Below are 25752 nucleotides of genomic sequence, written 5' to 3'. Positions count from 1 at the left end.
CGTATGAGGGATGCACCGACCCGTGTGCGGGACGGGGGCGGACCGCGGCCACGGTGGCCGGAACACGGAGACCGGTATGCCTGACCGCTCCGTGGGGACAGCCCTCGGGCGTGGTTGTGCAGCTGCCCGCCCTCGCCCGGTGGTGGCGGGCGAACGGTCGCCGTGGCCGCCGTCGTCGAGGTACCGGGGGAGCGGTGCGCCCTGCCCCGCCATCCGGGGGAGTCGTCGTCTGCCTGCCCCCGATCCGGGTAGACGGCCCCAGTGAACTCACCCCGCACGCGCTCGGACGCGCCGGACTCCGCGACGCCCCTCAAGAAGACCCTGACGACTCCGCTGCTCTACTTCTTCATCCTCGGAGACGTGCTCGGCGCGGGTGTCTACGTGCTGGTGGGCGAGGTCGCGGGCAAAGCGGGGGGAGCCGTCTGGGCGCCTCTCCTCGCCGCGCTCTGCCTCGCGCTGCTCACCGCGGCCTCGTACGCCGAACTGGCCACCAAGTACCCGCGCGCCGGCGGCGCCTCCCACTACGCGACCCTGGCGTACGGGCCGTTCACCGGCTTCATCGCCGGCTACTGCATGCTCACCGCCGGCATCGTCTCGGTCGCCGCGCTCACCCGTGGCTTCGCCGGCGACTATCTGACCGAGTTCGTCACCCTCCCCGTCGCCCTCGTCGCGGTCGTCTTCCTCGCGGCCCTCGCGCTGCTCAACGCGCGGGGCATCCGGGAGTCGACCCGGGCCAACGTGGTCGCCACGCTCATCGAGGTGGGCGGGCTCGTCCTGGTCGTCGCGCTCGGTGCCTGGATCATCCTGCGCGGCGACGCGGACCTCGGACGTCTCACGGAGCTGGGCACCCCGTCAAAGGGCCCGGCGACCGCGGTGCTGAGCGGGGCGGTGCTGGCGTACTACTCGTTCGTCGGCTTCGAGACGTCCGTGAACGTGGCCGAGGAGACCCGCGATCCCCGGCGCTCCTACCCGCGAGCGCTCTTCGGCGCCCTGCTCACCGCGGGAGCGGTGTACGTCCTGGTCGGTGTGGCGGCCTCGGCGGCGGTGCCCACCGGGGTCCTGACCGAGTCCGGTGGCCCGCTGCTCGAAGTGGTCAAGGTGGCGGGCGGAGTCCCGACCGGCCTGTTCAGCGTCATCGCCCTGATCGCCGTCGCCAACGGGGCACTGCTCACCGGGATCATGTCGTCCCGGCTCGCCTACGGCATGGCGCGGGACGGACTGCTTCCACGGTTCCTGACCAGGGTCCTGCCGGGCCGCCGTACCCCCGTCGCCGCCGTCGTCACCACCACGGTGCTGTCCCTGCTCCTGGCCCTGACCGGGGACGTGGCCACGCTCGCCTCGACCCTGGTGCTGCTGCTCCTGGTGGTCTTCTTCATCGTCAACACCGCGGCCCTGGTGCTGCGCGGTGACGGCGGCGTACCCGGTCACTTCCGGGTACCCGTGGTGATCCCCGTCCTCGGTGCCGCCTCGTGTGTCCTGCTCGCCACCCGGATCGAGGCGGACGTGTGGCTGCGCGGGCTGATCGTGCTCGCGGTCGGCGTGGTGCTCGCCGTCTTCGCCGCGGTACGGAAGCGACGCGCGGCTCCGCGGACGCCGTCCGACTCCTGACCGGCGGGCGCCCCGGACCTCAGCTCTTCCTGATCGTCTCGCCCACCTGCGCCGGTGAGGCGCGCCAAGGAGCACCGTGGCCCGGGAGCACCCAGGATGCGGACAGGTGGGCGATCCGGTCGAGGGAGGCGAGCGCCTCGGCCGGATCGTCGGTGAAGGGAGCGGCCTGTGGGCCGGTGCGCCCGGTGAGGACGTGCCGGGTGGTGAGGGCGTCGCCGACGAACACCGCGTCGGCCTGCGGGACGTGGACCGCCACGCTTCCCGGGGAGTGCCCCGGCATGCCCACGATCACCGGTGCCCCGGGCAGGTCCAGCACGTCGCCGTCACCGATCTCCGCCACGGCGCCGACCTGGGGGGTGCGGAGGGCGTTCTTGAGCAGTGAGTACCCGAAGAACGTGAGCGTCGGCCCCGGGCGCATGGGGCCGGCCGGGGTCTTGGGCTTGTCGCCCGTGCGGGCGCGCGCGGCGTCGGCGGCATGCACGAACACCGGCACGCCGTACCGGCTTCGCAGGCGCTCGGCGAAGCCGATGTGGTCGGAGTCGCCGTGGGTCAGTACGAGTCCGCGGATGTCCGTCAGGGACTTGCCCAGGGCGGCCAGCTCGCGCCGCAGGTCCCGCCAGTGTCCGGGCATGCCCGCGTCGACGAGCGTGATGCCCTCGGGGGTGTCGATGAGGTAGCAGGCCACCAGGTCGTTGCCGAGTCGGTGCAGGTGGGGTGCGAGTTTCACGGAGGTTCTCCTCTGGCGGGACCGGGACTGTTGATGGCTAAGCTACTTAGCTATGATGGCTAACGTCAATAGCCATAAGTGCGGAGGGTGGAGCATGCCGACCCCTGAGAAGACCTCGCTCGACAAGATCGTCGCCGCGGGCCGCGATCTGCTGGAGGCCGGCGGCCGGCAGGGTCTGACGATGCAGAAGGTCGCCGAGCGGGTGGGAGTGAGGGCTCCGTCGCTGTACAAGCACGTCGGCAACCGCGCGGCCCTGCTGGCCGCCGTCGCCGAGGCCACCGTGGACGACCTGGCGTCGCGGCTGGAGGCGACCGACGGCTCGCTGGAGGAACTGCTGCGCCGCTACCGGCGGTTCGCGGGAGCCCGGCCCGAAGGATTCCGGCTGATGCACTCCGCCTACGTGTCACCCCGGTCCCTCGCACGGGCGGCGGGTCCGGTGCTGCGCACCTGCCGGGAGCTCGCGGGCGCGCGGGACGCGCTCGACGCCGCGCGCCTGGTGACGGCCTGGGCGACCGGCTTCATCGAGATGGAGATCAGCGGCGCCTTCCGGCTCGGGGGCGACGTCGACCGTGCCTTCGAGTACGGCCTGGCCGGCGTGCGTCGAGCGGTTACGGACGGTCAGGGGGCCCGGCCCGAGTGAGCAGCGGCGCCGCCGCCCCCGCCCCGCCGGTAGGTGCGTGCCGAGCGACGTCGGCCGGTTCCGCTCCGCACGCGCCGCATCCGCACGGCGCGTGGGCCCGGCCTGCCCCGGCACCCCGCTCGGATCAGGGGATCCGTGCGGCAGCCCCTGGCGCTTGTCTCGAACGTAGCGCCGTCCGCCCGGAGGGCGTGCCAGGCGTCGCCGGACAGGCGGGACTGTCGAGAACAAGCCCTAGGTGGGCAGCAGCGCCAGCACCGCGACGACGGCCCGGTGGTCCGTACCCGGCAGGGTGCGCTCGGCGACGGAGACCCCGGTCAGGCCGGAGCCGTACAGGACGTGGTCCAGTTGGATCAGGGGTGGGACGAGGGCGTGGCCGACGGGCCAGGTGCGCGCCCATCCGCGGCCGAGTGCGTCGTGGGTGTCCGTGAGACCGGCCGCGAGCAGTCTCCGCATCGGGGTGTGGTCGAGCGAAGCGTTGAAGTCGCCCAGGAACACCGTGTCCGGGCCGCTCCGCCCGGCCAGGGAGGTGAGGGCGGCCATGTCCCGCGTCCAGCGCTTCGGGTCTCCGAGCGGGTAGTAGGTGTGGACGGCCACGAGCTCCACCCTGCGCCCGCCGACCGTGACCTGGGCGGTGGTCTGGGGCCACGCGGTATCGATCCGCGTCGTGCCGGCGTGGGACAGCGGGTGCCGTGAGTAGATCGAGGAGTCGTACTCGGGGTGCAGTTCCCGGTACGGCATCAGCGCACCCAGCCCCGCTCTGTCGAGCGCGTCCGAACCCCGCGACGGCGTCTGCTCCACGGCCAGTACGTCGATCCGCCCGGTGCGCACCAGGTCCACCAGCGCGTGGGGATCGACGCGGCCGCCGTCGGTGTTGACGGTGGCGACGCGCAACTGGACCGATCCCGGGGGTACATACCTGCTCTCGGCCACGAACCGGGGCATCAGCAGCGCCACCTGGGCGGCCACCAGAGCCGCGACGACGGCCACGGCCCACCACGACCGCAGGGTGGGGACGGCGACCATCACGCCCAGCACCAGCACACAGAGAGCGGTCGACCAGGGAAAGAACACCATGGGCATCGCGAACGGTGTCCCCGCGTCGAGCCCCGTCAGCCGGACGGCGAGCAGTGTGGCGGGTGCGGCGAGCACGACGCCGCAGCCCAGCAGTCCCCATGCCCGCCCGCGTGCCCGTCGCCGGGCCGCGGTGCGCGGGGCTCCAGCAGCAGTGCCTGTCATTCGTCCCCACCCTGGAATCCACCCGGCGGCATCATCATGATCACCGGTTACCGGTAGGGGACGCCGGCACGGGCCCGCACGGTTCCGGGCGCCTCCGGCTGCCCGGGCGATCCGCCGGGTGGTTCAGAGCGGTTGCCACAGGCGCGCCAGTGCCGACGTGGTGAGCACCTGGTCGGGATGCCCTTGTCCGGCGAGGCGGCCGTCCTGGAGCAGGAGGCACGCGTCCGCCGCACGCGCGGCCTCCAGGTCGTGCGTCGCCTGGACGACCGTCACGCCCTCGGCGACGAGCGCGGTCAGCAGCGCGCCGATCCGTTCCCTCGCCTCCGGGTCGAGGCCCGTGGTCGGTTCGTCGAGAAGCAGCAGGTCCGATTCCTGCGCCAACCCCTGGGCGATGAGGGCGCGTTGACGCTGCCCGCCCGACAGCTCCCCCAGTTGGCGTGAGGCGAGCTCGCCGATCTGGAGCCGGCCGAGAGCGAGGTCCACCGCCGTGTGGTCCCGGCGGGTCAGCCGGCGCCAGGGCCCGCGCTCGCCCCAGCGCCCCATCTCCACGGTCTGCCGCACGGTGAGGGGCAGCGTGTCGCCCACGGCTCCGCGCTGCGGTACGAACGCGGGTGCCCGGCCCTCGTCGTGGTGCAGTTCGCCGGATGTCGGCCGGATCACACCGGCGAGGACGCCGAGCAGGGTCGACTTGCCGCTGCCGTTCGGGCCGACGAGTGCGGTCGCCTGCAACCTGGGTATCTCCGCGCTGACTTGGCGTAGTACGAGTCGTCCTGAGTAGCCGGCGCACAGCTCGGTGAAGCGGACACGGGGAATCCGTTCCCGGGTCGCGGCGGCCGAGTGGGCGGGTTTGTTGAACATGATTTTCATTGTACTGTCCTCGGCATGGAATGGTTGACGGCACCGTTCGAGGTGTCCTTCGTGCAGCGAGCCCTGTGGGGCGGGATGCTCGTGTCCGCGATCTGTGCGCTGGCGGGCACCTGGGTCGTGCTGAGGGGGATGGCCTTCCTCGGCGACGCCATGTCCCACGGTCTGCTGCCGGGGGTCGCGCTGGCGGCGCTGTTCGGCGGGAACCTGTTGGTGGGCGCGGTGGCCAGCGCCGCCGTCATGACGGCCGGAGTCACCGTGCTCGGACGTACGCCGAGGCTGTCCCAGGACACGGGCATCGGGCTGCTGTTCGTCGGCATGCTCTCGCTCGGCGTGATCATCGTGTCGCGCTCGCAGTCCTTCGCCGTGGACCTGACCGGCTTCCTGTTCGGCGACGTGCTCGCCGTCCGGCGGCAGGACCTCGTCCTGCTCGCGCTGGCGCTGTTCGCGGCGTTGTCGGTGTCGGTCCTGGGCCACCGCGCCTTCCTCGCCCTGGCGTTCGACCCACGCAAGGCCACGACCCTCGGGCTCCGGCCTCGCCTGGCCCACGCCGTGCTGCTCGGTCTGCTCGGCCTGGCGATCGTGGCCTCGTTCCACATCGTGGGGACGCTGCTCGTCCTCGGCCTGCTCATCGCTCCGCCGGCGGCGGCCCTCCCGTGGGCGCGGGGCGTCCGCGGGGTCATGGCGCTCGCCGCGCTCCTCGGTGTCACCGCCACCTTCGGCGGGCTGCTGCTCTCCTGGCACCTGGGCACCGCCGCCGGGGCGACCGTCTCGGCCCTCGCGGTGAGCCTCTTCTTCCTCTCCCACGTGGCATCGGGCCTGCGTCACCGCCGTACGCGCCTCGTCCACGTCCCCACCGCACACGTCGACTGAAAGAAGCCTGAGGCGATCGTCATGACCGTCCGCAGAAACGTCACTCCATGGGTGTCGGCCGCCCTGGTGCTCACCGCGCTGCTCACCGCGAGCTGTGCGGGGGAGACGGACAAAAGCTCCCGGCCCGAAGCGAGTTCCCCGTCCGCCACTCCGCACGGGTACGTCGAAGGAGCCCAGGAGGCCGCCGAACAGCAGTCCCGCCTGCTTCTCAACGATCCCGGCAGCGGAAACAGCCGGGTCCTCGACCTCGTCACCGGAGAGGTGCACAGGACGGCCCGGACACAAGGCGCCGTCCGGCTGGGCACGGACGGACGGTTCGGCTACCTCCACGCCCCCGGTGGCACACATGTGCTCGACAGCGGGTCCTGGACGGTGGATCACGGGGACCACGTCCACTACTACAGCGCGGCGGTACGCGACGTCGGCGAACTTCCCGTGGGCCGCCGGGCCGAGGTGCGCAGCGACGTCGCCGTGACCGCCGTGACCGACGAGGACGGGAAGACCGTCCTCTACGACCGCGGCGAACTGGAGAAGGGCGGGATCGCCCCGTCCAGGACGCTGGAGGGCACCTACACCGGGGCCGTCGTGCCGTACGAGGAGCATCTGCTCGCCTTCGCGGACGAGGGCGGTACCGCGAAGCTCGTCGTGCTCGACCGCAAGGGCGCGCGCGTCTCCTTCCCGGACGTGAAGTGCGAGGAACCGCGAGGCGACGCCCTCACCCGGCGCGGCGTCGTCCTGGGCTGCGCCGACGGCGCCCTGCTCGTCCGCGAGGAGGACGGGGCCTTCACCGCCGAGGAGATCCCCTACGACCAGGACGTGCCGGCGGCAGAGCGGGCCACCTCCTTCCACGGCCGCCCCGGCAGCGACACCCTCACCGCGCCGGCCGGGGACCGCGCCGTATGGGTCCTGGACGTCACCGAGCGGAGCTGGACCCGGATGGACACGGGGCGCGTCGTCGCCGTCAACACCGCCGGAGAGGGCTCCCCGCTGCTCGTCCTGGAGACCGACGGTTCGCTGCACGGCTACGACATCGCCACGGGGAAGCGGACCGCGCGGACCACGACGCTGCTGACGGGAGGGGAGCCGGCCGGCACCGGCGGCAGCACCCCCGTCATCGAGGTCGACCGCGGCCGCGCCTACGTCAACGACCCCAAGGGAAAAAGGGTGTTCGAGATCGACTACAACGACGACCTGCGTATCGCCCGCTCCTTCGAGCTGGACATCGAGCCGGTCCTCATGGCGGAGACGGGCCGATGAGCCGGGCAGCGGCGAAGCGGCGCTTGAGGGTGGGCGCGGCACGGCTGCGCCATCTGATCGCAGGTCTGCTCGCTCTCACCACGGCGGCAGCCGCCTCCGCCTGCACGTCGGGCGAGGAGCGGCCCCGGATCGTCGTCACGACGAACATCCTCGGCGACATCACCCAGGAGATCGTCGGTGACGAAGCCGCCGTCACCGTCCTGATGAAGCCCAACGCCGATCCCCACTCCTTCGGCCTGTCGGCGGTGCAGGCCGCCGAGCTGGAGCGCGCCGACCTCGTGGTCTACAACGGTCTGGGGCTGGAGGAGAACGTCCTGCGGCACGTGGACGCCGCCCGCGAGTCCGGGGTCGCCGCCTTCGCGGTCGGCGACGCGGTCGACCCGCTCACCTTCCGGACGGCCGACGACGGAGGCCCCGAGGAGGGGGGAGGGCACCCCGACCCGCACTTCTGGACCGATCCCGACCGGGTACGGAAGGCGGTCGGCCTGATAGCCGACCAGGTGATCGAGCACGTCGACGGCGTGGACGACCGGGCCGTACGCGCACACGCCGCCCACTACGGCGATCAACTCGCCGGCCTGACCGCATGGATGGAGAAGTCCTTCGACCGCGTCCCCGAGGACCGGCGATCCCTGGTGACCAACCACCACGTCTTCGGCTACCTCGCCGACCGCTTCGGCTTCCGGGTCATCGGCGCGGTCATTCCCAGCGGCACCACGCTGGCCTCACCCAGCTCCTCCGACCTGCGCTCGCTCACCGAGGCGATGGAGGAGGCCGGGGTGCGCACCGTGTTCGCCGACTCCTCCCAGCCGACACGGCTCGCCGAGGTCCTGCGCACGGAACTGGGCGGCACGGTCCAGGTCGTGGAGCTGTACTCGGAGTCGCTGACCGCCGAGGGCGAGGGCGCCGACACCTACCTGCGGATGATGCGCGCCAACACCACCGCCATGGCCGACGGCCTGACCGGCGGCTGACGTCGGAGCCCGCGACGGGCACCGGCCGACCGGGCCGGAACCACCACACACCCACTGCCGCCACCGGGCGGCGCGGAAGGAACACACTGATGCACAAGTCGATACGCACCAGGGCACTCACCGGGACGGCACTCGCCCTGGCGGTGTCCACGGTACTGACCGCCTGCGGAGGAAAGGACTCCACCGGGGACGCCGCCGAGGCCGGGGGCGCCGCGAGCGCGAAGCCCGCCACCGCGGTCAAGGACCCGCTGGTCGCCACCTTCGACGGCGGCCTCTACATCCTGGACGGCAAGAGCCTCGCACTGACCGGGACGATCGAGCTGTCCGGTTTCAACCGGGTCAACCCCGCCGGTGACGCCGACCACGTCATCGTCTCCACCGACACCGGCTTCCGGGTGCTGGACGCCACCGGGCAGGCCCTCACCGGTATCGAGTACAAGGGCGCCAAGCCCGGGCACGTCGTACGACACGGGGGCAGGACCGTGCTCTTCACCGACGGCACCGGCGAGGTCAACGTCTTCGACCCCGCCGACCTGGGCAAGGGCGAGAAGCCGGAAGGGCGTACCTACACCTCCGCCGAGGCACACCACGGTGTCGCCATCGAACTGGCCGACGGTGAGCTGCTCAGCACCCTGGGTACCGAGGAGAAGCGGACCGGCGCGCTCGTGCTGGACGGGAACGACAAGGAGATCGCGCGCAACGAGACGTGCCCGGGTGTGCACGGTGAGGCGGCCGCCCGGAACGAGGCCGTCGCCGTCGGCTGCGAGGACGGCGTCCTGATCTACCAGGACGGGAAGTTCACCAAGGTGGACGCCCCCGACGACTACGGCCGGATCGGCAACCAGGCCGGCAGCGACGCCTCCCCGATCCTGCTGGGCGACTACAAGACCGACCCCGAGGCCGAGCTGGAGAGGCCCACCCGGGTCTCCCTCATCGACACCGAGAAGAAGAAGTTGAGCCTGGTCGAGCTGGGCACCAGCTACTCCTTCCGTTCGCTGGCCCGCGGCCCCCGGGGCGAAGCCCTGGTCCTCGGCACCGACGGCGCCATCCACGTCATCGACCAGGACAGCGGCAAGGTCGAGAGGAAGATCCCCGCCGTGGGCAGGTGGCAGGAACCGCTGGACTGGCAGCAGACCCGGCCCGCCCTGTTCGTCCGCGGCGGCACCGCGTACGTCTCCGAGCCCAGCGAAAAGGCCCTGCACGCCATCGACCTGGAGACCGGCAGGAAGATCACCTCGGTGACCCTGCCGAAGAGCACCAACGAGCTGTCGGGCGTCGTCGCCGGAGACTGACCGCGCACACCGCCCCTGCCGCCTCGAGGGCCGCGGGGGCGGTGCGGGCGCCACACACACCCTCACCGGCGGGTCCGATCGGCGTCCGCCGCGGACGGGAGACCTGGCCGGCACCCCGGTCAGGTGGGTTGCCGGCCAGGGGACTTGAGGCGCGCGTCAGGAACGCGCGCAGGGGCTCCGGGTGATGCGAGCGATCGCCTCGACGGTCAGGGCACGGTCGTGCGGCTCGGTCTCCAGGGCGCGGTGGATGGACAGGCCTTCGATCATCGCGTCGAGCTGGCGGGCCGTCGCCGGGTCGAAGTGCCGCTCCAGGGCGACGCGGCTGCGGCGCATCCACTCCCGGGTCAGCTCGCGGTAGACGGGCTCGCGGGCGGCGAGCGTGTACAGCTCGTGGGTGAGCACGAGCTCGCGCTGATTGCCGCCGGACAGGTGGTGGACCAGATCGGCGACCGCCTCCCGGGCCTCGTCGGTGGTGGAGGCGGCGCCGAGGCGCTCCTCGAAGACGGCGACGATGCCGCCGGAGAAGCGTGTGAACGCCTCTCGCAGCAGCTCGCCCATGCCGTCGAAGTGGTACGTCATCGAGCCCAGCGGCACACCGGCACGAGCGGCGACCTTGCGGTGCGAGGTCCCCGCGACCCCCTCCTCCGCGATCAGGTCGAGCGCGGCGGCGATGATGCGTTCCCGCCGCTCGGGGTCGTTCTGTCCGGTCGCCACGGTGCTTCCTTCTGCGTCGAACTGCTAGATCGAGCGGATCACCCGGGCCGGATTGCCGACGGCGATCACACGGGCGGGTACGTCCTTGGTGACGACGGCTCCGGCGCCGATGACGCTGTTGTCCCCGATGGTCACCCCGGCCAGCACCGTCGCGCCACCGCCCAGCCAGACATTGTCGCCGATCGTGATCGGCCTGGCCGCCTCCAGCTTGTCCCGGCGGGGCTCCGGTTCCACCGGGTGGGTGGGGGTGAGCAGTTGTACGTTCGGCCCGATCTGACAGTCACGGCCGATGGTGATGGGGGCGACGTCCAGGGCGGTGAGGTTGTAGTTGACGAAGGTGTCCTCGCCGACCGTGATGTACGAGCCGTAGTCCACGAACAGCGGCGGCCGGATGTGGGCACCGGCCCCGAGGCCGCCGAGGAGTTCGCCGAGGACGGGCCGCGCGGCGTCGGGGTCCTCGGCGTAGGCGGCCAGATAGCGGGCGGCGAGGCGCACGGCACGCCGCTGGGCCTCCGCGATGTCGGGATCGTCGGCGATGTAGAGGTCCCCGGCGAGCATCCGCTCGTGGTTCGTACGGGGGTCTCCCGCGAAGTGGTCCGTCATGAGTACGATCGTACACTCCAGGAGTACGGTCGTACGCTCCCTGCTCCTCCGCCCGTTCCCGATCCGTCTGCCGAGGCCCCGCTGCCATGGATTCCGCCACACGCCGCTGGCGTGCCGCTCTGTTCCTCTTCATGCTCGCCGCCGGCACCGGCATGGCCTCGTGGGTGGCGCGCACCCCGGCGGTCAGGGACGGCCTCGACGTGTCCACCGGCGCGATGGGCCTGGTGCTGTTCGGACTCTCGACCGGTTCGATGGCCGGGGTCACGGCCTCCGGCCCACTCGTCCGCCGCTACGGGGGCCGGGTGACGATCAGCGCCGGTGCGACGCTCGTCGTCGCCGGGCTGCTCGTCGTCGCCGCCGGCGCGAGTCTGTCGCTGGCGGCCGGGGTCTTCGGCGGACTGGCACTGTTCGGTGGCGGGATGGGACTCGCCGAGGTCGCGTTCAACATCGAGGGAGCGGCCGTCGAGAGCGTCATCGGCCGGCCCGTCCTGCCGGTGCTGCACGGCTGCTTCAGTCTGGGCACCGTCGTCGGAGCCCTGTTGGGCATGGCGCTGACCGCCGTCGAGTTCCCCGTCGGGTGGCATCTGACGGCCGTCGCGGCTCTCATCGCCGCCGCCGCTGTGCGGTCGGTCCTCTCCCTCCCGCAGGGCACGGGCAAGGAGGCGCCCTTCGGCGGCTCCCCGCAGCAGGGCGGCACACAGGGGCGGTCGCGCGTCTGGCGGGACCGGCGGCTCCTCCTCATCGGGGTGATCGTGCTGGCCATGGCCTTCGCGGAGGGGGCGGCCAACGACTGGCTGCCGCTGCTCATGGTGGACGGCTACCACGTCAGCGCCACCGCGGGATCGCTGACCTTCCTGGCCTTCGCCTCCTCCATGGCGCTCGGCCGGTTCGCCGGCGGGCCCCTCCTGGAGCGCTACGGCCGGGTCCAGGTCGTCCGGGTCAGCGCCGTGACCGCGGCCCTCGGCCTGGTGGTGGTGATCGTCTCGCCCAGCCCGCTGATGGCGGGCGCCGCCACGATCCTGTGGGGGCTGGGCGCGTCGCTCGGCTTCCCCGTCACCCTGTCCGCGGCGGGCGACCACCCGCACGACGCGGCGGCGCGTGTCGGCGCGGTCGCCACGACGGGATACGTCGCCTTCCTGGTCGGGCCGCCCGCGCTCGGCTTCCTCGCGGACCGCGTCGGACTCCGGCTCACGATGACCGTCGTCCTCGCCCTGCTGGTCGTCGCCTCCACGCTGGCCGGAGTGCTCGCCCCCGGCCGCCGCGCGGATGCGGAGGCCGAGCCCGCTTCGGCCTGACCCACGCGGCGGCTCGCCGGCCCGGCCGCCACTGCCACCCGGCGAGGAACCCGGCAACACGGGAACGCCGACGCGTACGGGGCCGGGTGGGACACGCCCTCGCCCGAATGCACAGCTGACGGTTCTGTGTCTCGTGGTCGGCGGACAGGGATGGCCGGCCGTCGCGGGCCGGATCAGGCGCCGTCGAGTTGGTCGAGCAATGCCCGAGCCTCGACGGTCCGGCGGTGGACCGGACCGAAAGGCCGGACAGGCATCGTGAGCGCCGCCGGGCCGGACCCGGGCTTCGCCATCGCGGCCCAGCCCCAGGAGGGCGGTGGCCACGACCAGCTCCACGGATCCGACCTCCTGACCGCGCTGCTCCGAGGCACCGATCGGGAGTGCCGCGACGGTCAGCGCCAGCGGCACATCCCCCCTGTCGTCACGCGGGTGCGACCGGACCACGGTGCTCGCCTCCGCATCCGCCTCGGCGTAACGCCCGGGCTGATACAGATCCAAGGCCCGGAACGCAGGAGATGGCTACTTGGTACGTCCGACCCGGGATCGGCAGAATTTCATGCCCGCGGGTTATGGGGACGTCGTGTGCCGTTCGGTGACGGGTCGGGCGACTCTGCCGCTCGGGATACCCGTGACGCCGCACCGCTCACGCCGGTGGACGCCAGGGCTTGACCTTCGAGCCGGGTCGAGGGTCTACCGTCGGAGGCATGACCATGCGGATCTCCCAGCTCGCCGAACGGAGCGGTGTACCGGCCACCACCCTGCGCTTCGACGAGAACGTCGGTCTGTTGCCCGCCGACCGGACACCGGGCGGCCACCGCTCCTACAGCGAGGACGCCGTGGAGCGATTGGCTTTCATCGGTGCCGCCAAGCTCCTCGGCCTGCCCCTGGAGGAGATCGGCGAACTGCTCGGCATCGGGGAGAGCGGCGCCTGCCACGAGGTCAAGGCCGACCTCCGGCCCCGGATCGCCGGCCGTCTCGGCGAGGCGGAGCGGCGCGCCGCAGAGCTGACCGCGTTCACCGACTGCCTGCACTCCGCGTCGGAGCACCCGGATGCCCTGCCCGATCGGGCAGGGCGTTGCGACCTGGAGTGCGGCTTCCTCGGCCGGCCGGTCAGGACCGTCGCACGGCCGGTCGACGTGGCGGTCGCCCCCAGCCGCCGGGCCGCAGCGGCGGAACCGGAGTCCTGGCGTACCGCCCCTGTGGCCTGCTCGCTGACCGGCGGCGCGTACTCCGAGCGCGCCGACCTATGGCACCAGGTCCTCGAAGGGGCCGAGCGACGGGCCGTCGACGACGGAATCCGGCTGACCCTGCCCGCCGACCGGGCCGGAGCGGTCGCCGAACTCGCAGCCGACGAGCAGCAGTGCTGCCGCTTCTTCGACTTCCGCCTCCACCTCGACGGCCACCGGCTGCGTCTGGAGGTACGCGCGCCCGCGGACGCCGCGCTCGTCACCGAATTGTTCGGCACGGCTTCCTGACCACACCCGAACCGCCCTCACTACCCGCCTGCCAGAGAGACCATTGACGTGCTCGTCGCCCGCTCCATCGCCCTGTTCGTCGTCGCCGCCCTGTTCGAGATCGGAGGGGCCTGGCTGGTCTGGCAGGGCATCCGCGAACACAAGGGATGGATCTGGATCGGCGCCGGAGTGATCGCCCTCGGTCTCTACGGTGCTGTCGCGACCTTCCAGAGTGACGACGACTTCGGGCGCATTCTCGCCGCGTACGGCGGGATCTTCGTCGCCGGGTCGATCGCCTGGGGCATGATCGCCGACGGGTACCGACCCGACCGCTTCGACGTGATCGGCGCCCTCGTGTGCCTCGCGGGAATGGCCGTGATCATGTACGCCCCGCGCGGCAACTGACACCTCACCTCGTCGAGGCGAGGTCGCCTGGCCCAGGTGCCCGAGAGGCGGGCCAGGTCGGCAGGGCTGACCAGCGCCGGGACGGGCCCTGCCCAGCCCGTCACCGTCCGGGTGGCGACGGCACGGCCTCCTTCGACGGCGAGACCGTCCGGCTGACCTGCACCTGGAAGGCCGGAGTCCAAGACCAACGGGGGCCCGGACACCCTCCCGCTGTCGCGGATCGCGCGGGCAGGCCCACGCCGGGCACCTGCCGGGAGCGACCAAGTCGTCGTGGTGACGGCTGAGCCGGAGGGGCGGCGCGCACGCGCACACTCCTCGCCTCGCTGCCGACCATGGCGTGCGGTTCCGCCGTGCCGACCGCGGTGGGCGTCAGCAGCCCGGTCGCGGAAGCGTCCCGTGAGTGACGCGATGGCCGCGGCGGCCGTGTCCGGGCCGGGCCAAGAGCGCGGACCGAGATGGGGCGACGGCGCACGCAAGATGAGGCTTAGCGTCGCGTGTAGGTGGAAACGACTAACCCGGGAACGATTGTCGTCACCATGAGGCGGCGACACGTGAAGGTGGGGAGGGTACGTGGAAAAGGACGCGCCTCTGTATCTGAGGCCGCGGGTGCAACCGCCGCTCGCCGCGCTGCTCGGGGAGGTGAGGTTCCTGCACTCGCTGGTGGACGCACTCGGCTCACCGCTGAACGTGTTGCTCCCCGAAGTGGTCGCCGAGAACGCCGCACGCTTCCTCTCCGTGTACCGCCGCCACCGCCTTTCCGGCAGGGTGTACTTCGCGCACAAGGCGAACCGGTCCAGTGCCTTGGTGCGGAGGCTGGCCGGGTGCGATCCGGCAGCAGTCGGCGTCGACGTGGCCTCCTTGGGAGAGCTTCGACACGTGTTGGCCTGCGGGTTCACAGGGGATCGGGTGATGGCCACCGGCCCCAAGGACCCGCAGTTCCTCTGGCTCGCGGCCCGGGTGGGAGCCACGGTCAACGTGGACTCGGCCGATGAGCTGCGGGAGTTGGCCGGGCTCGTCCGCGGGCACGGCCTGAGCAGGACGCGGGTACTGGCGCGCCTGTCGGGGTTCGAGTCGGACGCCGGGTACGGCGGTGTCGGCACACGGGTCCTGTCGCGTGGCAGTCGGTTCGGCACGCCGGTCGCCGAGGCCGAGACGCTGTGGTCGGCACTGGAAGAGCACATGGACGCCGTCGAACTCATCGGCCTGGCCTACCACTTGGACACCACCGGTCTGGAGGAGAAGGCCCGCGCCCTGGAAAGGTGTGTGCTGCTGATGGACGAGTGCCGGGAGCGCGGCCTGACGCCGGGTGCCGTCGACATCGGCGGGGGGTTCGGTGTCGGATACGTCGCCGAGGCCGCCGAGTGGGAGAGCTGGACCACCGCGCTGAGCGAGGCCGTGCTCGGGGTGCGCTCGCCGCTGACCTGGCGCGGCCACGGCTACGGGCTTCGCGCCGAGGGCGGCACGGTGCGGGGCACGGCCGCGCTGTATCCCGCCCACAGGACCGTCGCAGGGCCCCGCTACCTCGACGAGCTGCTCTCCCGCCCGGCCCCGGCCCTCGGCCGTTCGCCGGCCACCCTGCTGCTCGAGCACCTGAACGACCTGTACATCGAACCGGGACGGGCCCTGGTCGACCAGTGCGGGGTGTCACTGGCTCGGGTGCTGGAGGTCCGGCGCACGAACGACGCTCCCGACCGGTACCTGGTGCGCCTGGGCATGAACGCGGGGGACGTCAGTCTCGAGGAGCACGGTGTACTCGTGGACCCCGTCCTGCTGCCCCGCGACGGAGCCCCGGGCGGGCCGGACGGTGACGGGGCCGGGGGCGGCCGCCCGGTCGGGGTCCACCTGGTCGGAAACCTGTGTCTGGAGGCCGACCTGATCACCCGGCGACTGGTGTACCTGCCGCGGTTGCCCCGTGCCGGAGACGTTCTGGCCTTCGTCAATACCGCTGGATACGCCATGGACTTCCACGCCCACCAAGCGCAACGGCAGCCCGTCGCAAGGACGGTGGCGGTCACACAGGACGCCGGCACCTGGCGGTGGTGCCCCGATGAGGACTACTGGCCACTCATACACCCGCGGAAGGGTTCGTCTTGAGGTACGACAGCATCACCGACGCCATCGGCAACACACCGCTGGTCCGCATCGACGCGGCCGTCCACGGACTGAGGAACATCGACCTGTACGCCAAGCTGGAGATGCTCAACCCCTTCGGATCCGTCAAGGACCGCCCCGCCTGGCACATGGCTCGTCCGTTGCTGTCGGAGGCGGCGGGCGGCGACGGCACGGTCGTGGAACTGTCCAGCGGCAACACCGCGAAGGCCCTCGCGCTCCTGGCCGGCCTCAACGGGCTGAGGTTCAAGAGCGTGACCAACCGGATGCGTGTTCCCGAGATCAAGGAACTGCTGCTCCTGCTGGGTGCGGAGATCGAGGAACTGCCCGGACGGAGCGAGTGCCTGGACCCCACGGACACCGACGATCCGCTGACCCGATTCCACCAGGCGCTCTCCGAGCCCGGCAGCACCTACCTGCACACCGATCAGTACTTCAATCCGCGCAATGTCGAGGCGCACGCGACCGGGACCGGGCCTGAGATCGTCAAGGACCTGGACGGCCGGGCCCCCGACTGGTTCGTGGCTTGTGTGGGCACAGCGGGCTCTTCGACCGGTGTCGCCAAGGTGCTGCGCGAGCACGACCCGCAGGTGCGCGTGCTCGGGCTGGTGGCCGACAAATCTGACTTCATCCCGGGCATCCGCACCATCGACGAGGTGCACCAGGTAGGGCTCTTCGATCCGGCGACCTACGACTCCATCGCCTCGGTGACCTCCCAGGAAGCCATCGACGGCATGGTCACCCTGATCCGCCGCTGCGGGCTGCTGTCCGGGCCGACGGGAGGCGCGGCCTACCAGGGAGCGGTCCGCCAACTCGCCGCAGTCGACGCCGAACTCGCGGGAACCGGAGACCGGCAGACCGCCGTGTTCATCGTCTGCGACCGGGCCGAGAGCTACCTGAGCTATGTACGCGACCGCCGACCCGAGCTGCTCGGCAGGACGCGGCGCGGCCACTCGTCCGCGTCGCTCACCGACGCCGAGATCCGTGCCGACGCGCGTACCGTCGCCGTAGAGGAGGCGCGGCAGTGGCTTGCCCGGGGAGAACCCCGCCCGCTGGTGATCGACCTGCGCGGTCCGCACGCCTACGCGACCCTGCACATCGAGGGAGCGACCAACATCGTCGACGAGGTCTTCGAGGAACTGGTGCGGAGCGGACTGCCGTTCAGCAAGCGTACCCCGGTACTGCTCGCCTGCCCTGTGGGGGAGAAGTCGCTGCGCTACGCCGCACTTCTGACCCGCATGGGCCACCCCGATGTGCGCAGCCTCGCGGGCGGCATCGTGGCCTGGCGGGACGCGGGCGCACCGCTGGTGAGGGAGTGAGCCCGATGCGCGGCGAGATCCCCGATGCCGACGAGGCCTGGCAGGCCCTGGCGCGTGCCCAGTTCCCCATCCTCACCGCGGACCCGGAGCTGGTGTACCTGGACAGCGCGGCGACGTCGCAGAAGCCGCAGGCCGTCCTGGATGCAGTGCACACCTATCTGACGACGACGAACGCCAATGCGGGACGCGGCACCTATCCGTGGGCCAACCGGACCACGGAGCTGGTCGAACAGGCCCGGGAGCGGGTCAAGTCCTTTCTCGGAGACCCCGCGCCGGATCGTTCCACCGTGCTCTTCACCGGCGGGACCACCGAGGGCCTGCGCACTGTCGCCCGCGACTGGCTCACCCGACACCTCGCCGACGGCGACGAGATACTGGTCCCGTTCGCCGACCACCAGGCCAACCTCGAACCATGGCTGGAGGCCCAGCGTCTGCTCCTTGAGCGTGGCACCGAGGTGCGGGTGCGTGCCCTGCCCCGGCAGGCTTCAGGCGACTACGACCACCGCGCCTTCGCCGAGGCCGTCGGCCCCCGCACCCGGTTCGTCGCCGCGACCCACGTGCACCACGTCTACGGCGGCGACATGAACGTCCACCGGATCCGCGCCGCCGTCGGCTCCGATGTGCCGATCTGCCTGGACGCGGCGCAGAGCGTCGGCCACCTGCCGCTCCGGCTCGACGACCCCGCGCTCGACGTCGACTTCGTCGTCTTCTCCGGGCACAAGGCGCTGGCGTTGCCCGGCACCGGGGCGGTGTGGGCACGCAACACCCGGGGGCCGGCTCTGCGGCCCCGGGGCTGGCAGGGCACCCCCAACACCGCGGGGGTGGTGTCGCTGCTGGCGGCGTTCGACTGGCTGGACGCGGTCGGCGTCGACCGTATCTCCGCCCACGTCTCCCGGCTGGCGAGCCGCCTGACCGACCACTTGCGCCGACTGGACGCCTACGAGGTCCTCGGCTGCCCCGCCAGTCTGGCCGCCGACTCGTCGCTGCCCGCGGCCCAGCGACGGCACGGCATCGTCACCTTCCGACACCGAGACATACCCTCCGACGACCTGGGCTTCATCCTCTTCAGTCATGGCTTCATGGTCCGGGCCGACAGCCTCTGCCAGGCGGGCGCGGACGAGAAGGAGGGGTCCGTCCGGGTGAGCCTGCACGTCTACAACACCGACGAGGAGATCGATCGCCTGCTGGACGTGCTGGTTGCCTTGGAGTGAATGGCTATTGATAACCGTTTCCACCTGTAGATTACGCGGTAGTCGCAAGAGTGTGGAAGACGGAAGAGGTGCGCGACCGGTGGGCGTGAGCGTGGAGACGGCCAGGACCTGGGTCGAGCGCTGGGAGCGGCAGCAGCGGCGATACGCGCTGGACCGCGAGGAGCGTTTCACCGTCATCTGTGACGTCGTGGAGCACGTGTGCGTCGACCGTCCCCGGCCGACCCTGCTCGACCTGGGCTGCGGGCCCGGATCCTTGTCCGCACGACTTGCGCGACGGCTGCCGGAGGCGGAGATCGTCGCGGTCGACATGGACCCCATGCTGCTGGAACTGGCGCGCGCGCATCACGCGGACGTCGCGCGCTGGGTGAATGCGGTGATCGGCGAGGCCGGTTGGACCGACGCTCTCGGCCTGGAGCGCGGGCTGGACGGCGCCGTCACGACGACGGCCTTGCACTACCTCCAGGCCCCCGCCCTGCTGAAGACCTATCAGAGCCTCGCGGCCCTGCTGCGCCCGGGGGGAGCGCTGGTCAACGGAGACCACTTCCCGCCGGACGCGCGCTCCTGCTCCGACCTCACCGCCCACGTGGGACGCCGTCGGGCCGAGCGCGCGGGTGACGGAGGCGACGAGGACTGGGAGTCCTGGTGGTCGGCGGCGGCCGCGGACCCGGAGCTGGCGAACCTCTTCGAGCAGCGTGAGCGTAGTCGCTCGTCGTCCAGTGACGGAGGCGAGAACTGGCACCTGCCGGTGCGCCGCCACGCCGAACTCCTGCGGGAGGCGGGGTTCAGCCGTGTCACGCCGGTGTGGCAGGTGGGGGACAGCTGCGTGCTGGTGGCCTTGAAGGACTGAGAGCGCCCGACCGGCTCGTAGTACCGACCCGATCCGGCTCGCTCACAGGGCAAGGCTCATCAGGATCTCGTCGCGGTCGTCGCCGGGTGCCAGGCGTAGCGCGCCCGGCCACCGTCCGACCTCCGTCCAACCGGCCTTGCCGTAGAAGTCCTCGAGCCCCAGGCCGGACCGCACTGTCAGCTTGAGTCGCTCCAAGCCCATCTCCTCGCGCGCGATCCGACGGACGCGGTGCATCAGTGCGGTCCCCACCCCTGATCTCCGGAACCGCACGTGCGTTTGCACGTGGTTCACCGTGCCGCAGTGCGCTTCGAGCGGATGTGCCTCACGTCGGACGAGCAGCCAGCCCGTGAGGACGCCGTCGACCGTGGCCACCAGGAGCCTGCTGTGTTCGGGTGTCAGTTCACCGGCGATCCGGTCCACGGCGGCTTTCGTGTGCGTGGGGGTCAGTGGTGGCAGCGGGCAGTCCGCCGGGAGGACCGCCCCGCCGGCGTTGACCACCGCGGCCCAGCAGGCGGCCAGTTCACGTCTCATCGACAACGGCAGCTCGGACGGCCGAGTGAGCTGGGTGAACGTGGGTGCGGGGGCTTCGGATGCTGTCACGCGCACCAGCGTGTCACGTGGCTTCGCATCTCTTTCCCACCGGACCTCCGGCGGGCGGCGAGGGCGCCGCGGCTTCGCCGGTCACCGTCGAGCCCGACCAGGAGGCCGAGCAGCACACGGCAGGGGAGAGGGCCGCCTTCACCGCCCAGGTGAAGAACGCACTGCACGCATCGTGGCCGAGAGCGAGGTACCCACACCGGGGGGTGGTTGACGGGTGGCGTGGGCGCTGTCGCAGGCGCCGGGATGAAGGACGGGACCTTTGTTGAATATGGAAGTCGTTTTCGTCTATCGTCTGGTTGTCGTGCCGCCGATGGCGTGCGCGGCTACAGGGGAGGGCCTCATGACTTTGTCGGGCCAGGCGTCCGCACGCGAGAGAGTCGTTGCGGAGCGGGACCGGTGCGTGGGCGCGGGACAGTGCGTGCTCGCCGCGCCCACCGTCTTCGATCAGGGCGAAGAGGACGGGCTTGTGCTCGTCCTCGCCGAGAGGCCGCCGGCGTCCCACCGGGATGCCGTACGTGAGGCCGTGTGGTCCTGCCCGTCCGGAGCTCTCACCCTGCGGTAGCCCTCGGCCGGGCCGCTCGCTGTCGACGCCGTGACCCGTCCGTGGGCGTGCCCGTCATCCACCGGGCCATCCGCCCTCGTCCGGGCCTGAGTTCATGTGCCGTGGAGACCTCCCGGTGCTCGGTTCGCTTGCAGAACGTCAAGGAGAAACATGTCCAGACAGCTCGATCGCCGTGCCTTCCTCCGTCGAGGCGCGGCAGGTGCCGCGGCTCTGGCGGTGGGGCCCGGCCTGCTGGCCGCGTGCTCCACCGACCGGCCTCGCTCCGAGGGGAAGACCGGAGCCGGTGCCTCGCCCCGCTCGGGCGGCACACTGCGAGCCGCTTTCGTCGGTGGCGGCGCCTCCGAGTCCCTCGACTTCTTCAACGGCCCTTCCGCACTGGATCTCGTGCGCGCCCGCGCCTGGCACGGCACGCTCGGCAATCTCGACCCCAGCGGAGCCGACGGGGTGCGTTACGGAGTGCTCAAGGGCATCGACATCTCCGACGACCTGTCGACCTACACACTGCATGTGCGGCCCGGCGTCCGCTTCACCGACGGCTCCGAACTGACCTCCGCCGACATCCTGCACTCTCTCAGCGCCCTCGCGGCCAAGAGCACCCTGCCCGTGTACCGGCTCGCCGCCGCCGACTTCGATCTCGCACATGCCAAGGCCGACGGTGACCTGAAGGTCGTCCTGCCCACGCTCCGGCCCATCGCCGACGGCCGAATGGTCCTCTGCCAGGGCAACTTCCTCGTCGTCAAGAACGGCACGAAGGCCTTCCGCGAGGGCATGCCCAGTTGCGGTCCCTTCCGGCTGACGGACTTCGCCGCGGGCCAGGGCTCGGCGTTCGAGCGCTACGACGACCACTACGGCCACGTGCCTCTCCTGGACGGTCTGGAGCTGCGGTCGATCGCGGACTCGACCGCCAGGGCCGGTGCACTCACCAGCGGCGACATCGACTTCGCACACGACCTGTCACCCGTCACCGCGCGCACGCTCGACGACAACGGGAAGGTCGAACTCGTCCCCACGAAGAGCCCCTATCTCGTAGGTCTCTCCTTTCAGATGAACATGAGCGCCAAGCCCTTCGACGACCCCCGGGTGCGAGAGGCGTTCAAACTCGCCGCCGACCGGCAGACCATGGTGAAGACCGTGTTCCACGGCAACGCCCAGGTCGGCAACGACCTCCCTTCCATCGGTTTCCCCGACTACGCCCAGGGTCTGCCCCAGCGTGCCCACGACCCGGAGCGGGCACGTGTGCTGCTCAAGGAGGCGGGGGCCGACGGGATGAAGGTGACGCTGACGACCGGCCCGGAGACGCCGGGCATGGTGGAGATGGCCACCCTCTTCGTCGAGGACCTGAAAAAGGTGGGTGTCCGCGCGTCCGTCCGGGAACTGCCCGCAGGACAGCTGTACGCGGACTTCCCCGCCTACGCGGCGCTGCCGTTGGCCGGCTCCTACCAGATGCCCGTCCCCGCCCTGTCGACCTACCAGATGAGTACGGCGGGCGGATCGCCTTCGGCGTTCGGGTGGAAGGAGTCCGCGACCGACGCCCTCGTCGCCGAGGCACGTGCCGAGAGCGACAGCCGTGAGGCGAAGAGGGTGGGCACCCAGGCGCAGCGCAGGCGCTGGGAGGACGGCAACCAGGTGCTGCCGGTCTTCAAACCGAACTTGAACGCCCAGGCCAAGGGGGTCTCCGGGGTCCGCGACGACCTCTTCGAGCAGTTCCCAGGTTTCTCCCAGGCCTCACTGGCGTGAACCTGGCCGCCTTCGTCGGCCGTCGCCTCGCGGCGGCGACCGTCCTGCTCGTCCTGCTGTCGGCCGTGATCTTCGCAGCGACGGCGGTTCTCCCCGGGGACGCCGTAAGCGCGGTCGCCGGAGTGGACGCTTCCGCAGCGCGGCGCGCCGAGGTCCGGGCCGAGCTCGGCCTGGACCGGCCGGCCGCCGAGCGGTACGCGGACTGGGTCGCGGGTGCGGTCCAGGGAGACCTCGGCCGTGGTTTCGTGGGGGACCGGCCGGTCACCGAGGTCCTGGCGACCCGACTGCCGAACAGCCTGCTCCTGGCCGGACTGACACTGGCGATCACTGCGCCGCTCGCCACGCTGCTGGGGCTGTGGACCGGTCTGCGGGGCGGCGGCGCCGACCGCTTCGTCTCGACGGCCGCCCAGACCTTGGCCGCGGTACCGGAGTTCGTCATCGCCGCGCTGCTCGTCGCCGTTCTGGCCGTGTGGCTGGAAATCCTGCCCCGGGTCTCTGTCATCCCCCTGGGTGGGACGCCGCTCGACGTGCCGCACGCGCTGATCCTGCCCGTTCTGACGCTCAGCGCGGTCGGTCTCGCGGTGGCCACCAGGCTGCTGCGGGTCTCCGTCACCGACGTGGCGGCCAGCCCCTACTGCGAAGCCGCACGGCTCAACGGAGTTCGCGGGGTGCGGCTCGCCGTCCGCCACATTCTGCCCAACGCCGCGGGACCCGCCGTCCAGGCGCTCACCCTCACCACAGGGGCGCTGGTCGGCTCGGCGGTGGTGGTGGAGAACGTCTTCGACTACCCGGGGATCGGCCGTGAACTCCAACTTGCCGTCGCAGCCCGGGACATACCCATGGTGCAGGGCATCGCCACCGCGCTCGCCGGGGTGATGCTCGCGGTCCTGCTGGCGGGCGACATCTGCGCGCGTCTGCTGGGCGCAAGGGAAGGACACAGACGATGACGACGATTCTCGCCCCACCGGGGAGACGCGTGCGCGACAACCGGCCGGATACACCACGACGTCGGCGGTCTCCGCTGATCACGGGGGCGGGCACGCTGCTCGTCATCCTGTTCGCCCTGCTGGGTCCGCTGGTCGCTCCGTACAGTCCGACCGCGCAGCTCGCCGCACCTTTCCAGCAGCCCGACGGCCAGTTCCTCCTCGGCACCGACGTGCTGGGCCGTGACGTGGCGAGCCGGGTGCTCGGCGGAGGCCGCACCATTGTCCTCACCGCCCTGGCCGGTACGGCGGCGGCCGGAGCCGTCGGGATGGCCGCAGGCGTGCTGGCGGCCCTGGCCTCCCGCCGATCGGGTGACCTGCTGCTCCGCTGCGTGGACGCCCTCGCGGTGCTTCCCGGCCTCCTGGTCGTCCTCGTCCTGGCCGCGGGGTTCCCCGGTAGCCACGCCGCCCTGGTGGCGGCGGTCGCCCTGGCCACCGCCCCGTTCTCCACCCGTGTGCTGCGTGCTGCGGCGGACACCGTTCTCCGGAGCGGGTACGTCGAAGCCGCCCTGGCCCGGGGCGACGGCCGCTGGGCCGTGCTGCGCCACGACGTGCTGCCCAACATCGCCGGACCGGCCCTGATGGACACCGCGCTGCGCCTGGTCGCCTCCCTGCACCTCAGCGCCACCGCGGGATTCCTGGGCCTGGGACCGGGCGGGGCAGCGCCCGACTGGGGACGCATGGTGAGTGAGAACGTCCCAGGAGCGGCACTGGCCGTCACGCCGTTCCTCGCTCCGGCGCTGTTGCTGGTGCTGTTGTCCGTCGCTGTCGGCCTGCTGGCCGGGCGGCTGGCGGACCGGGCGGGGCGGGGTGCCGCATGACCGGCCGTGTGACCGTCGGCCCGTCGGACGGTGGGACGCTCGCCGAGGTCAGCGGGCTGACGGTGGGCCCCGCGCTCGGTGGGCCGCCCGTCCTGAGCGACGCCTGCCTCTCGGTGCCGGCCGGGCAGGTGCTGGGCGTCGTCGGCCGGTCGGGGTCGGGTAAGAGCAGTCTGGCGCACGGCCTGCTCGGACATGTGCGTCCCGGGCTGGAGGTCCGGGCCGGAACCGTCCGGGTGGCCGACCTCGATCCGTTCGACCGGGGGGACGCTCGCCGGCTGCGTGGCAGGGTCGTTTCCTTCCTGGGCCAGGATCCGGCCTCCTCGCTGAATCCCGCGCTGCGGATCGGCACCCAGATCGCCGAGGCAGTGCGACTGCGCTCGGCCGTGGCAGGCGGAGAGGGCGTCCGCGCGCGGGTGGAGGAACTGCTGCTGTCCGTGCGGTTGCCGGCCGACAAGGAGTTCAGGCAGCGGCTGCCCCGGGAGCTGTCGGGCGGGCAGGCCCAGCGGGTGGCCCTCGCGCTGGCCTTGGCGGGCCGGCCCGGCCTGCTGGTCCTCGATGAGCCAACCAGCGGGCTCGACCCCGTCCTGGCGGACGGGATGCGCGGTCTGCTGGCCGAGACCCTGCGGGAGGGCGACCGCGCCGCATTGCTGGTCAGCCACGACCCGGCCTGGCTGGGAACGGTGTCGGACGACGTGATCCGCCTGGACGGGGGGCGGATCGTCGGGCGCGGGATGCCGGTCGCGCCGTTGCCCGTGCAGCCGTCCGGTGCTTCCTCGGACGGCGCCCCCCGTGCCACTGCTGCCGACCCCGGCGTGGTCGGCGGGCTCTTCGTACGGGGACTTCATGCCGTCCAGGGTCGGTCCACCGTGCTGCACGACGTCTCCCTCGTCGTCCCGGCGAGCTCCTGCACCGCCGTCGTGGGGGCGTCGGGGTCGGGGAAGACCACCCTCGCCCGTTGCCTTGCGGGGCTTCATCCGGGAATGGAGGGGAGTGTCGAGTGGCGGAGCGACGGAACGGCCCAGGGGCGTGGGGCCCCGGTGCAGCTTGTCGCGCAGGACTCCCGCGGTGCTCTCAACCCGCGGGAGTCCGTGGACGCCGCGCTCACGCGCCCGCTCAGGAGGGTGGGAGGCCGGTCGGCGCGGGACGCGTCTGACGAAGCGGCGCGGCTCCTGGGGCTGGTCGGGCTGGACGAGGACGTACGGGGGCGCCGGTCGGGGGAGTTGTCGGGGGGCCAACGTCAACGCGTGGCACTGGCGCGGACGCTTGCCGCCGGACCGCGTGTCCTCGTCTGTGACGAGATCACTTCGGCGCTCGACCCGGAGACGGCGGGCCGCGTCCTGGACCTGCTGGACGAGCTGCGGCGGACACTGGGCCTGACCGTTGTCATGGTGACGCACGACCTGGCGGCCGCGGCCTCCCGGGCGGACCAGGTCGTCGTCCTGGACGAGGGCCGGGTGGTGGAAGCGGGCCGGGCCGACCGCGTACTGGTGAACCCGGAGCACGCCGTCACCCGGAACCTGCTCGCCCATGAGGGCGGTGAGGGTCTCACCGTGCCGAAGTAGGCACGGTTGACGGGCTTCGCACGGTGGCCCGGACGGGCGCTCGGCACAGAGGCGGGCGCCCC

At 71.8% G+C, this 25752-nt stretch carries 24 protein-coding genes and 1 pseudogene; 19 read left to right on the top strand and 6 right to left on the bottom strand.

Features of this window, described 5'->3' with window-relative positions; all coding sequences use genetic code 11:
* Window positions 1-261 precede the first annotated feature (261 nt).
* Entirely contained in the window at window positions 262-1608 is a 1347-nt protein-coding gene (locus SACTE_RS03700) for an APC family permease (RefSeq protein ID WP_014044689.1), read from the top strand.
* A 19-nt stretch (window positions 1609-1627) separates the two neighbouring features.
* On the opposite strand, the gene SACTE_RS03695 is transcribed toward SACTE_RS03700, so the two are convergent.
* A complete protein-coding gene (locus SACTE_RS03695) occupies window positions 1628-2335 on the bottom strand; it encodes an MBL fold metallo-hydrolase (protein WP_014044688.1) in 708 nt (235 codons plus the stop codon).
* Window positions 2336-2429: 94 nt separating this feature from the next.
* Between SACTE_RS03695 and SACTE_RS03690 the strand changes: the two genes are divergently transcribed.
* Complete coding sequence (locus tag SACTE_RS03690) at window positions 2430-2975, top strand: TetR-like C-terminal domain-containing protein (RefSeq protein ID WP_014044687.1); 546 nt, start codon at window positions 2430-2432, stop codon at window positions 2973-2975.
* 231 nt (window positions 2976-3206) lie between these two features.
* On the opposite strand, the gene SACTE_RS03685 is transcribed toward SACTE_RS03690, so the two are convergent.
* Both SACTE_RS03685 and aztA read right to left on the bottom strand, forming a co-directional pair.
* Window positions 3207-4211 (bottom strand): endonuclease/exonuclease/phosphatase family protein, encoded by a 1005-nt coding sequence (locus SACTE_RS03685; RefSeq protein WP_014044686.1) that lies wholly within the window; start codon window positions 4209-4211, stop codon window positions 3207-3209.
* Window positions 4212-4334: 123 nt separating this feature from the next.
* Entirely contained in the window at window positions 4335-5078 is a 744-nt protein-coding gene (gene aztA / locus SACTE_RS03680) for a zinc ABC transporter ATP-binding protein AztA (RefSeq protein WP_014044685.1), read from the bottom strand.
* Window positions 5079-5093: 15 nt separating this feature from the next.
* Between aztA and aztB the strand changes: the two genes are divergently transcribed.
* The 4 genes from aztB to aztD all read left to right on the top strand — a co-directional run bounded on the left by aztB (window position 5094) and on the right by aztD (window position 9471).
* Entirely contained in the window at window positions 5094-5948 is an 855-nt protein-coding gene (gene aztB / locus SACTE_RS03675) for a zinc ABC transporter permease AztB (RefSeq protein WP_014044684.1), read from the top strand.
* Window positions 5949-5969: 21 nt separating this feature from the next.
* Entirely contained in the window at window positions 5970-7205 is a 1236-nt protein-coding gene (locus tag SACTE_RS03670; protein ID WP_014044683.1) for a hypothetical protein, read from the top strand.
* Window positions 7202-8179, top strand: coding sequence for a zinc ABC transporter substrate-binding protein AztC (aztC, locus tag SACTE_RS03665; RefSeq protein WP_014044682.1), 978 nt, complete (start codon window positions 7202-7204; stop codon window positions 8177-8179). Before SACTE_RS03670 ends, aztC begins: the two co-directional genes overlap by 4 nt.
* An 89-nt stretch (window positions 8180-8268) precedes the next feature.
* A complete protein-coding gene (gene aztD / locus SACTE_RS03660) occupies window positions 8269-9471 on the top strand; it encodes a zinc metallochaperone AztD (RefSeq protein ID WP_014044681.1) in 1203 nt (400 codons plus the stop codon).
* A gap of 156 nt (window positions 9472-9627) precedes the next feature.
* Here aztD and SACTE_RS03655 read toward each other — a convergent pair whose 3' ends face one another.
* A complete protein-coding gene (locus SACTE_RS03655) occupies window positions 9628-10185 on the bottom strand; it encodes a TetR family transcriptional regulator (RefSeq protein WP_014044680.1) in 558 nt (185 codons plus the stop codon).
* Between the two features lie 24 nt (window positions 10186-10209).
* Complete coding sequence (locus SACTE_RS03650) at window positions 10210-10788, bottom strand: sugar O-acetyltransferase (protein ID WP_014044679.1); 579 nt, start codon at window positions 10786-10788, stop codon at window positions 10210-10212.
* An 86-nt stretch (window positions 10789-10874) separates the two neighbouring features.
* Between SACTE_RS03650 and SACTE_RS03645 the strand changes: the two genes are divergently transcribed.
* From SACTE_RS03645 to SACTE_RS03615, 8 genes and pseudogenes are all read left to right on the top strand, one after another.
* A complete protein-coding gene (locus SACTE_RS03645) occupies window positions 10875-12083 on the top strand; it encodes an MFS transporter (RefSeq protein WP_014044678.1) in 1209 nt (402 codons plus the stop codon).
* Window positions 12084-12784: 701 nt separating this feature from the next.
* Entirely contained in the window at window positions 12785-13555 is a 771-nt protein-coding gene (locus tag SACTE_RS03640) for a MerR family transcriptional regulator (protein WP_019993843.1), read from the top strand.
* Between the two features lie 48 nt (window positions 13556-13603).
* A complete protein-coding gene (locus SACTE_RS03635; protein ID WP_014044676.1) occupies window positions 13604-13939 on the top strand; it encodes a YnfA family protein in 336 nt (111 codons plus the stop codon).
* Window positions 13940-14049: 110 nt separating this feature from the next.
* A pseudogene (locus SACTE_RS35545) lies at window positions 14050-14191 on the top strand (DUF4429 domain-containing protein); the annotation flags it as partial.
* 318 nt (window positions 14192-14509) lie between these two features.
* Window positions 14510-16033: a Y4yA family PLP-dependent enzyme gene (locus tag SACTE_RS03630; RefSeq protein ID WP_014044675.1), complete on the top strand. Its 1524-nt coding sequence runs from the start codon at window positions 14510-14512 to the stop codon at window positions 16031-16033.
* Window positions 16030-17367 (top strand): pyridoxal-phosphate dependent enzyme, encoded by a 1338-nt coding sequence (locus SACTE_RS03625; RefSeq protein WP_014044674.1) that lies wholly within the window; start codon window positions 16030-16032, stop codon window positions 17365-17367. The genes SACTE_RS03630 and SACTE_RS03625 overlap by 4 nt, the downstream gene beginning before the upstream one ends.
* Before the next feature lie 5 nt (window positions 17368-17372).
* Window positions 17373-18578, top strand: a complete 1206-nt coding sequence (locus tag SACTE_RS03620; protein WP_014044673.1) for an aminotransferase class V-fold PLP-dependent enzyme — start codon at window positions 17373-17375, stop codon at window positions 18576-18578.
* Between the two features lie 79 nt (window positions 18579-18657).
* The gene (locus SACTE_RS03615) at window positions 18658-19425 is read left to right on the top strand and encodes a class I SAM-dependent methyltransferase (RefSeq protein WP_014044672.1); all 768 of its coding nucleotides are present in this window, start codon (window positions 18658-18660) and stop codon (window positions 19423-19425) included.
* Window positions 19426-19467: 42 nt separating this feature from the next.
* Here the strand turns inward: SACTE_RS03615 and SACTE_RS03610 are convergent, their stop codons facing one another.
* Window positions 19468-19956: a GNAT family N-acetyltransferase gene (locus SACTE_RS03610; RefSeq protein WP_019993841.1), complete on the bottom strand. Its 489-nt coding sequence runs from the start codon at window positions 19954-19956 to the stop codon at window positions 19468-19470.
* Between the two features lie 409 nt (window positions 19957-20365).
* On the opposite strand from SACTE_RS03610, the gene SACTE_RS03605 reads away from it, so the two are divergent.
* From SACTE_RS03605 to SACTE_RS03585, 5 genes are all read left to right on the top strand, one after another.
* Window positions 20366-20587, top strand: a complete 222-nt coding sequence (locus SACTE_RS03605) for a ferredoxin (RefSeq protein ID WP_014044670.1) — start codon at window positions 20366-20368, stop codon at window positions 20585-20587.
* Between the two features lie 150 nt (window positions 20588-20737).
* Window positions 20738-22324, top strand: coding sequence for an ABC transporter substrate-binding protein (locus SACTE_RS03600; RefSeq protein ID WP_014044669.1), 1587 nt, complete (start codon window positions 20738-20740; stop codon window positions 22322-22324).
* The gene (locus SACTE_RS03595) at window positions 22321-23271 is read left to right on the top strand and encodes an ABC transporter permease (RefSeq protein ID WP_014044668.1); all 951 of its coding nucleotides are present in this window, start codon (window positions 22321-22323) and stop codon (window positions 23269-23271) included. The genes SACTE_RS03600 and SACTE_RS03595 overlap by 4 nt, the downstream gene beginning before the upstream one ends.
* Entirely contained in the window at window positions 23268-24128 is an 861-nt protein-coding gene (locus SACTE_RS03590; protein WP_014044667.1) for an ABC transporter permease subunit, read from the top strand. The genes SACTE_RS03595 and SACTE_RS03590 overlap by 4 nt, the downstream gene beginning before the upstream one ends.
* The gene (locus SACTE_RS03585) at window positions 24125-25690 is read left to right on the top strand and encodes an ATP-binding cassette domain-containing protein (protein WP_014044666.1); all 1566 of its coding nucleotides are present in this window, start codon (window positions 24125-24127) and stop codon (window positions 25688-25690) included. Before SACTE_RS03590 ends, SACTE_RS03585 begins: the two co-directional genes overlap by 4 nt.
* The last annotated feature ends 62 nt before the right edge of the window (window positions 25691-25752 follow it).

Source organism: Streptomyces sp. SirexAA-E (assembly GCF_000177195.2).
Classification (GTDB): domain Bacteria; phylum Actinomycetota; class Actinomycetes; order Streptomycetales; family Streptomycetaceae; genus Streptomyces; species Streptomyces flavovirens.
This window is presented reverse-complemented; position numbering and strand designations above follow the sequence as displayed.

Excerpts from the sequence above, each read along its gene's own strand:
- SACTE_RS03620 (WP_014044673.1), top strand. The coding sequence starts at position 17,373 with ATGCGCGGCGAGATCCCCGATGCCGACGAGGCCTGGCAGGCCCTGGCG.
- SACTE_RS03650 (WP_014044679.1), bottom strand. The coding sequence starts at position 10,788 with ATGACGGACCACTTCGCGGGAGACCCCCGTACGAACCACGAGCGGATG.
- aztD (WP_014044681.1), top strand. The coding sequence starts at position 8,269 with ATGCACAAGTCGATACGCACCAGGGCACTCACCGGGACGGCACTCGCC.
- aztA (WP_014044685.1), bottom strand. The coding sequence starts at position 5,078 with ATGAAAATCATGTTCAACAAACCCGCCCACTCGGCCGCCGCGACCCGG.
- SACTE_RS03600 (WP_014044669.1), top strand. The coding sequence starts at position 20,738 with ATGTCCAGACAGCTCGATCGCCGTGCCTTCCTCCGTCGAGGCGCGGCA.
- SACTE_RS03610 (WP_019993841.1), bottom strand. The coding sequence starts at position 19,956 with ATGAGACGTGAACTGGCCGCCTGCTGGGCCGCGGTGGTCAACGCCGGC.
- aztB (WP_014044684.1), top strand. The coding sequence starts at position 5,094 with ATGGAATGGTTGACGGCACCGTTCGAGGTGTCCTTCGTGCAGCGAGCC.
- SACTE_RS03670 (WP_014044683.1), top strand. The coding sequence starts at position 5,970 with ATGACCGTCCGCAGAAACGTCACTCCATGGGTGTCGGCCGCCCTGGTG.
- aztC (WP_014044682.1), top strand. The coding sequence starts at position 7,202 with ATGAGCCGGGCAGCGGCGAAGCGGCGCTTGAGGGTGGGCGCGGCACGG.
- SACTE_RS03645 (WP_014044678.1), top strand. The coding sequence starts at position 10,875 with ATGGATTCCGCCACACGCCGCTGGCGTGCCGCTCTGTTCCTCTTCATG.
- SACTE_RS03685 (WP_014044686.1), bottom strand. The coding sequence starts at position 4,211 with ATGACAGGCACTGCTGCTGGAGCCCCGCGCACCGCGGCCCGGCGACGG.
- SACTE_RS03640 (WP_019993843.1), top strand. The coding sequence starts at position 12,785 with ATGACCATGCGGATCTCCCAGCTCGCCGAACGGAGCGGTGTACCGGCC.
- SACTE_RS03590 (WP_014044667.1), top strand. The coding sequence starts at position 23,268 with ATGACGACGATTCTCGCCCCACCGGGGAGACGCGTGCGCGACAACCGG.
- SACTE_RS03690 (WP_014044687.1), top strand. The coding sequence starts at position 2,430 with ATGCCGACCCCTGAGAAGACCTCGCTCGACAAGATCGTCGCCGCGGGC.
- SACTE_RS03605 (WP_014044670.1), top strand. The coding sequence starts at position 20,366 with ATGACTTTGTCGGGCCAGGCGTCCGCACGCGAGAGAGTCGTTGCGGAG.
- SACTE_RS03585 (WP_014044666.1), top strand. The coding sequence starts at position 24,125 with ATGACCGGCCGTGTGACCGTCGGCCCGTCGGACGGTGGGACGCTCGCC.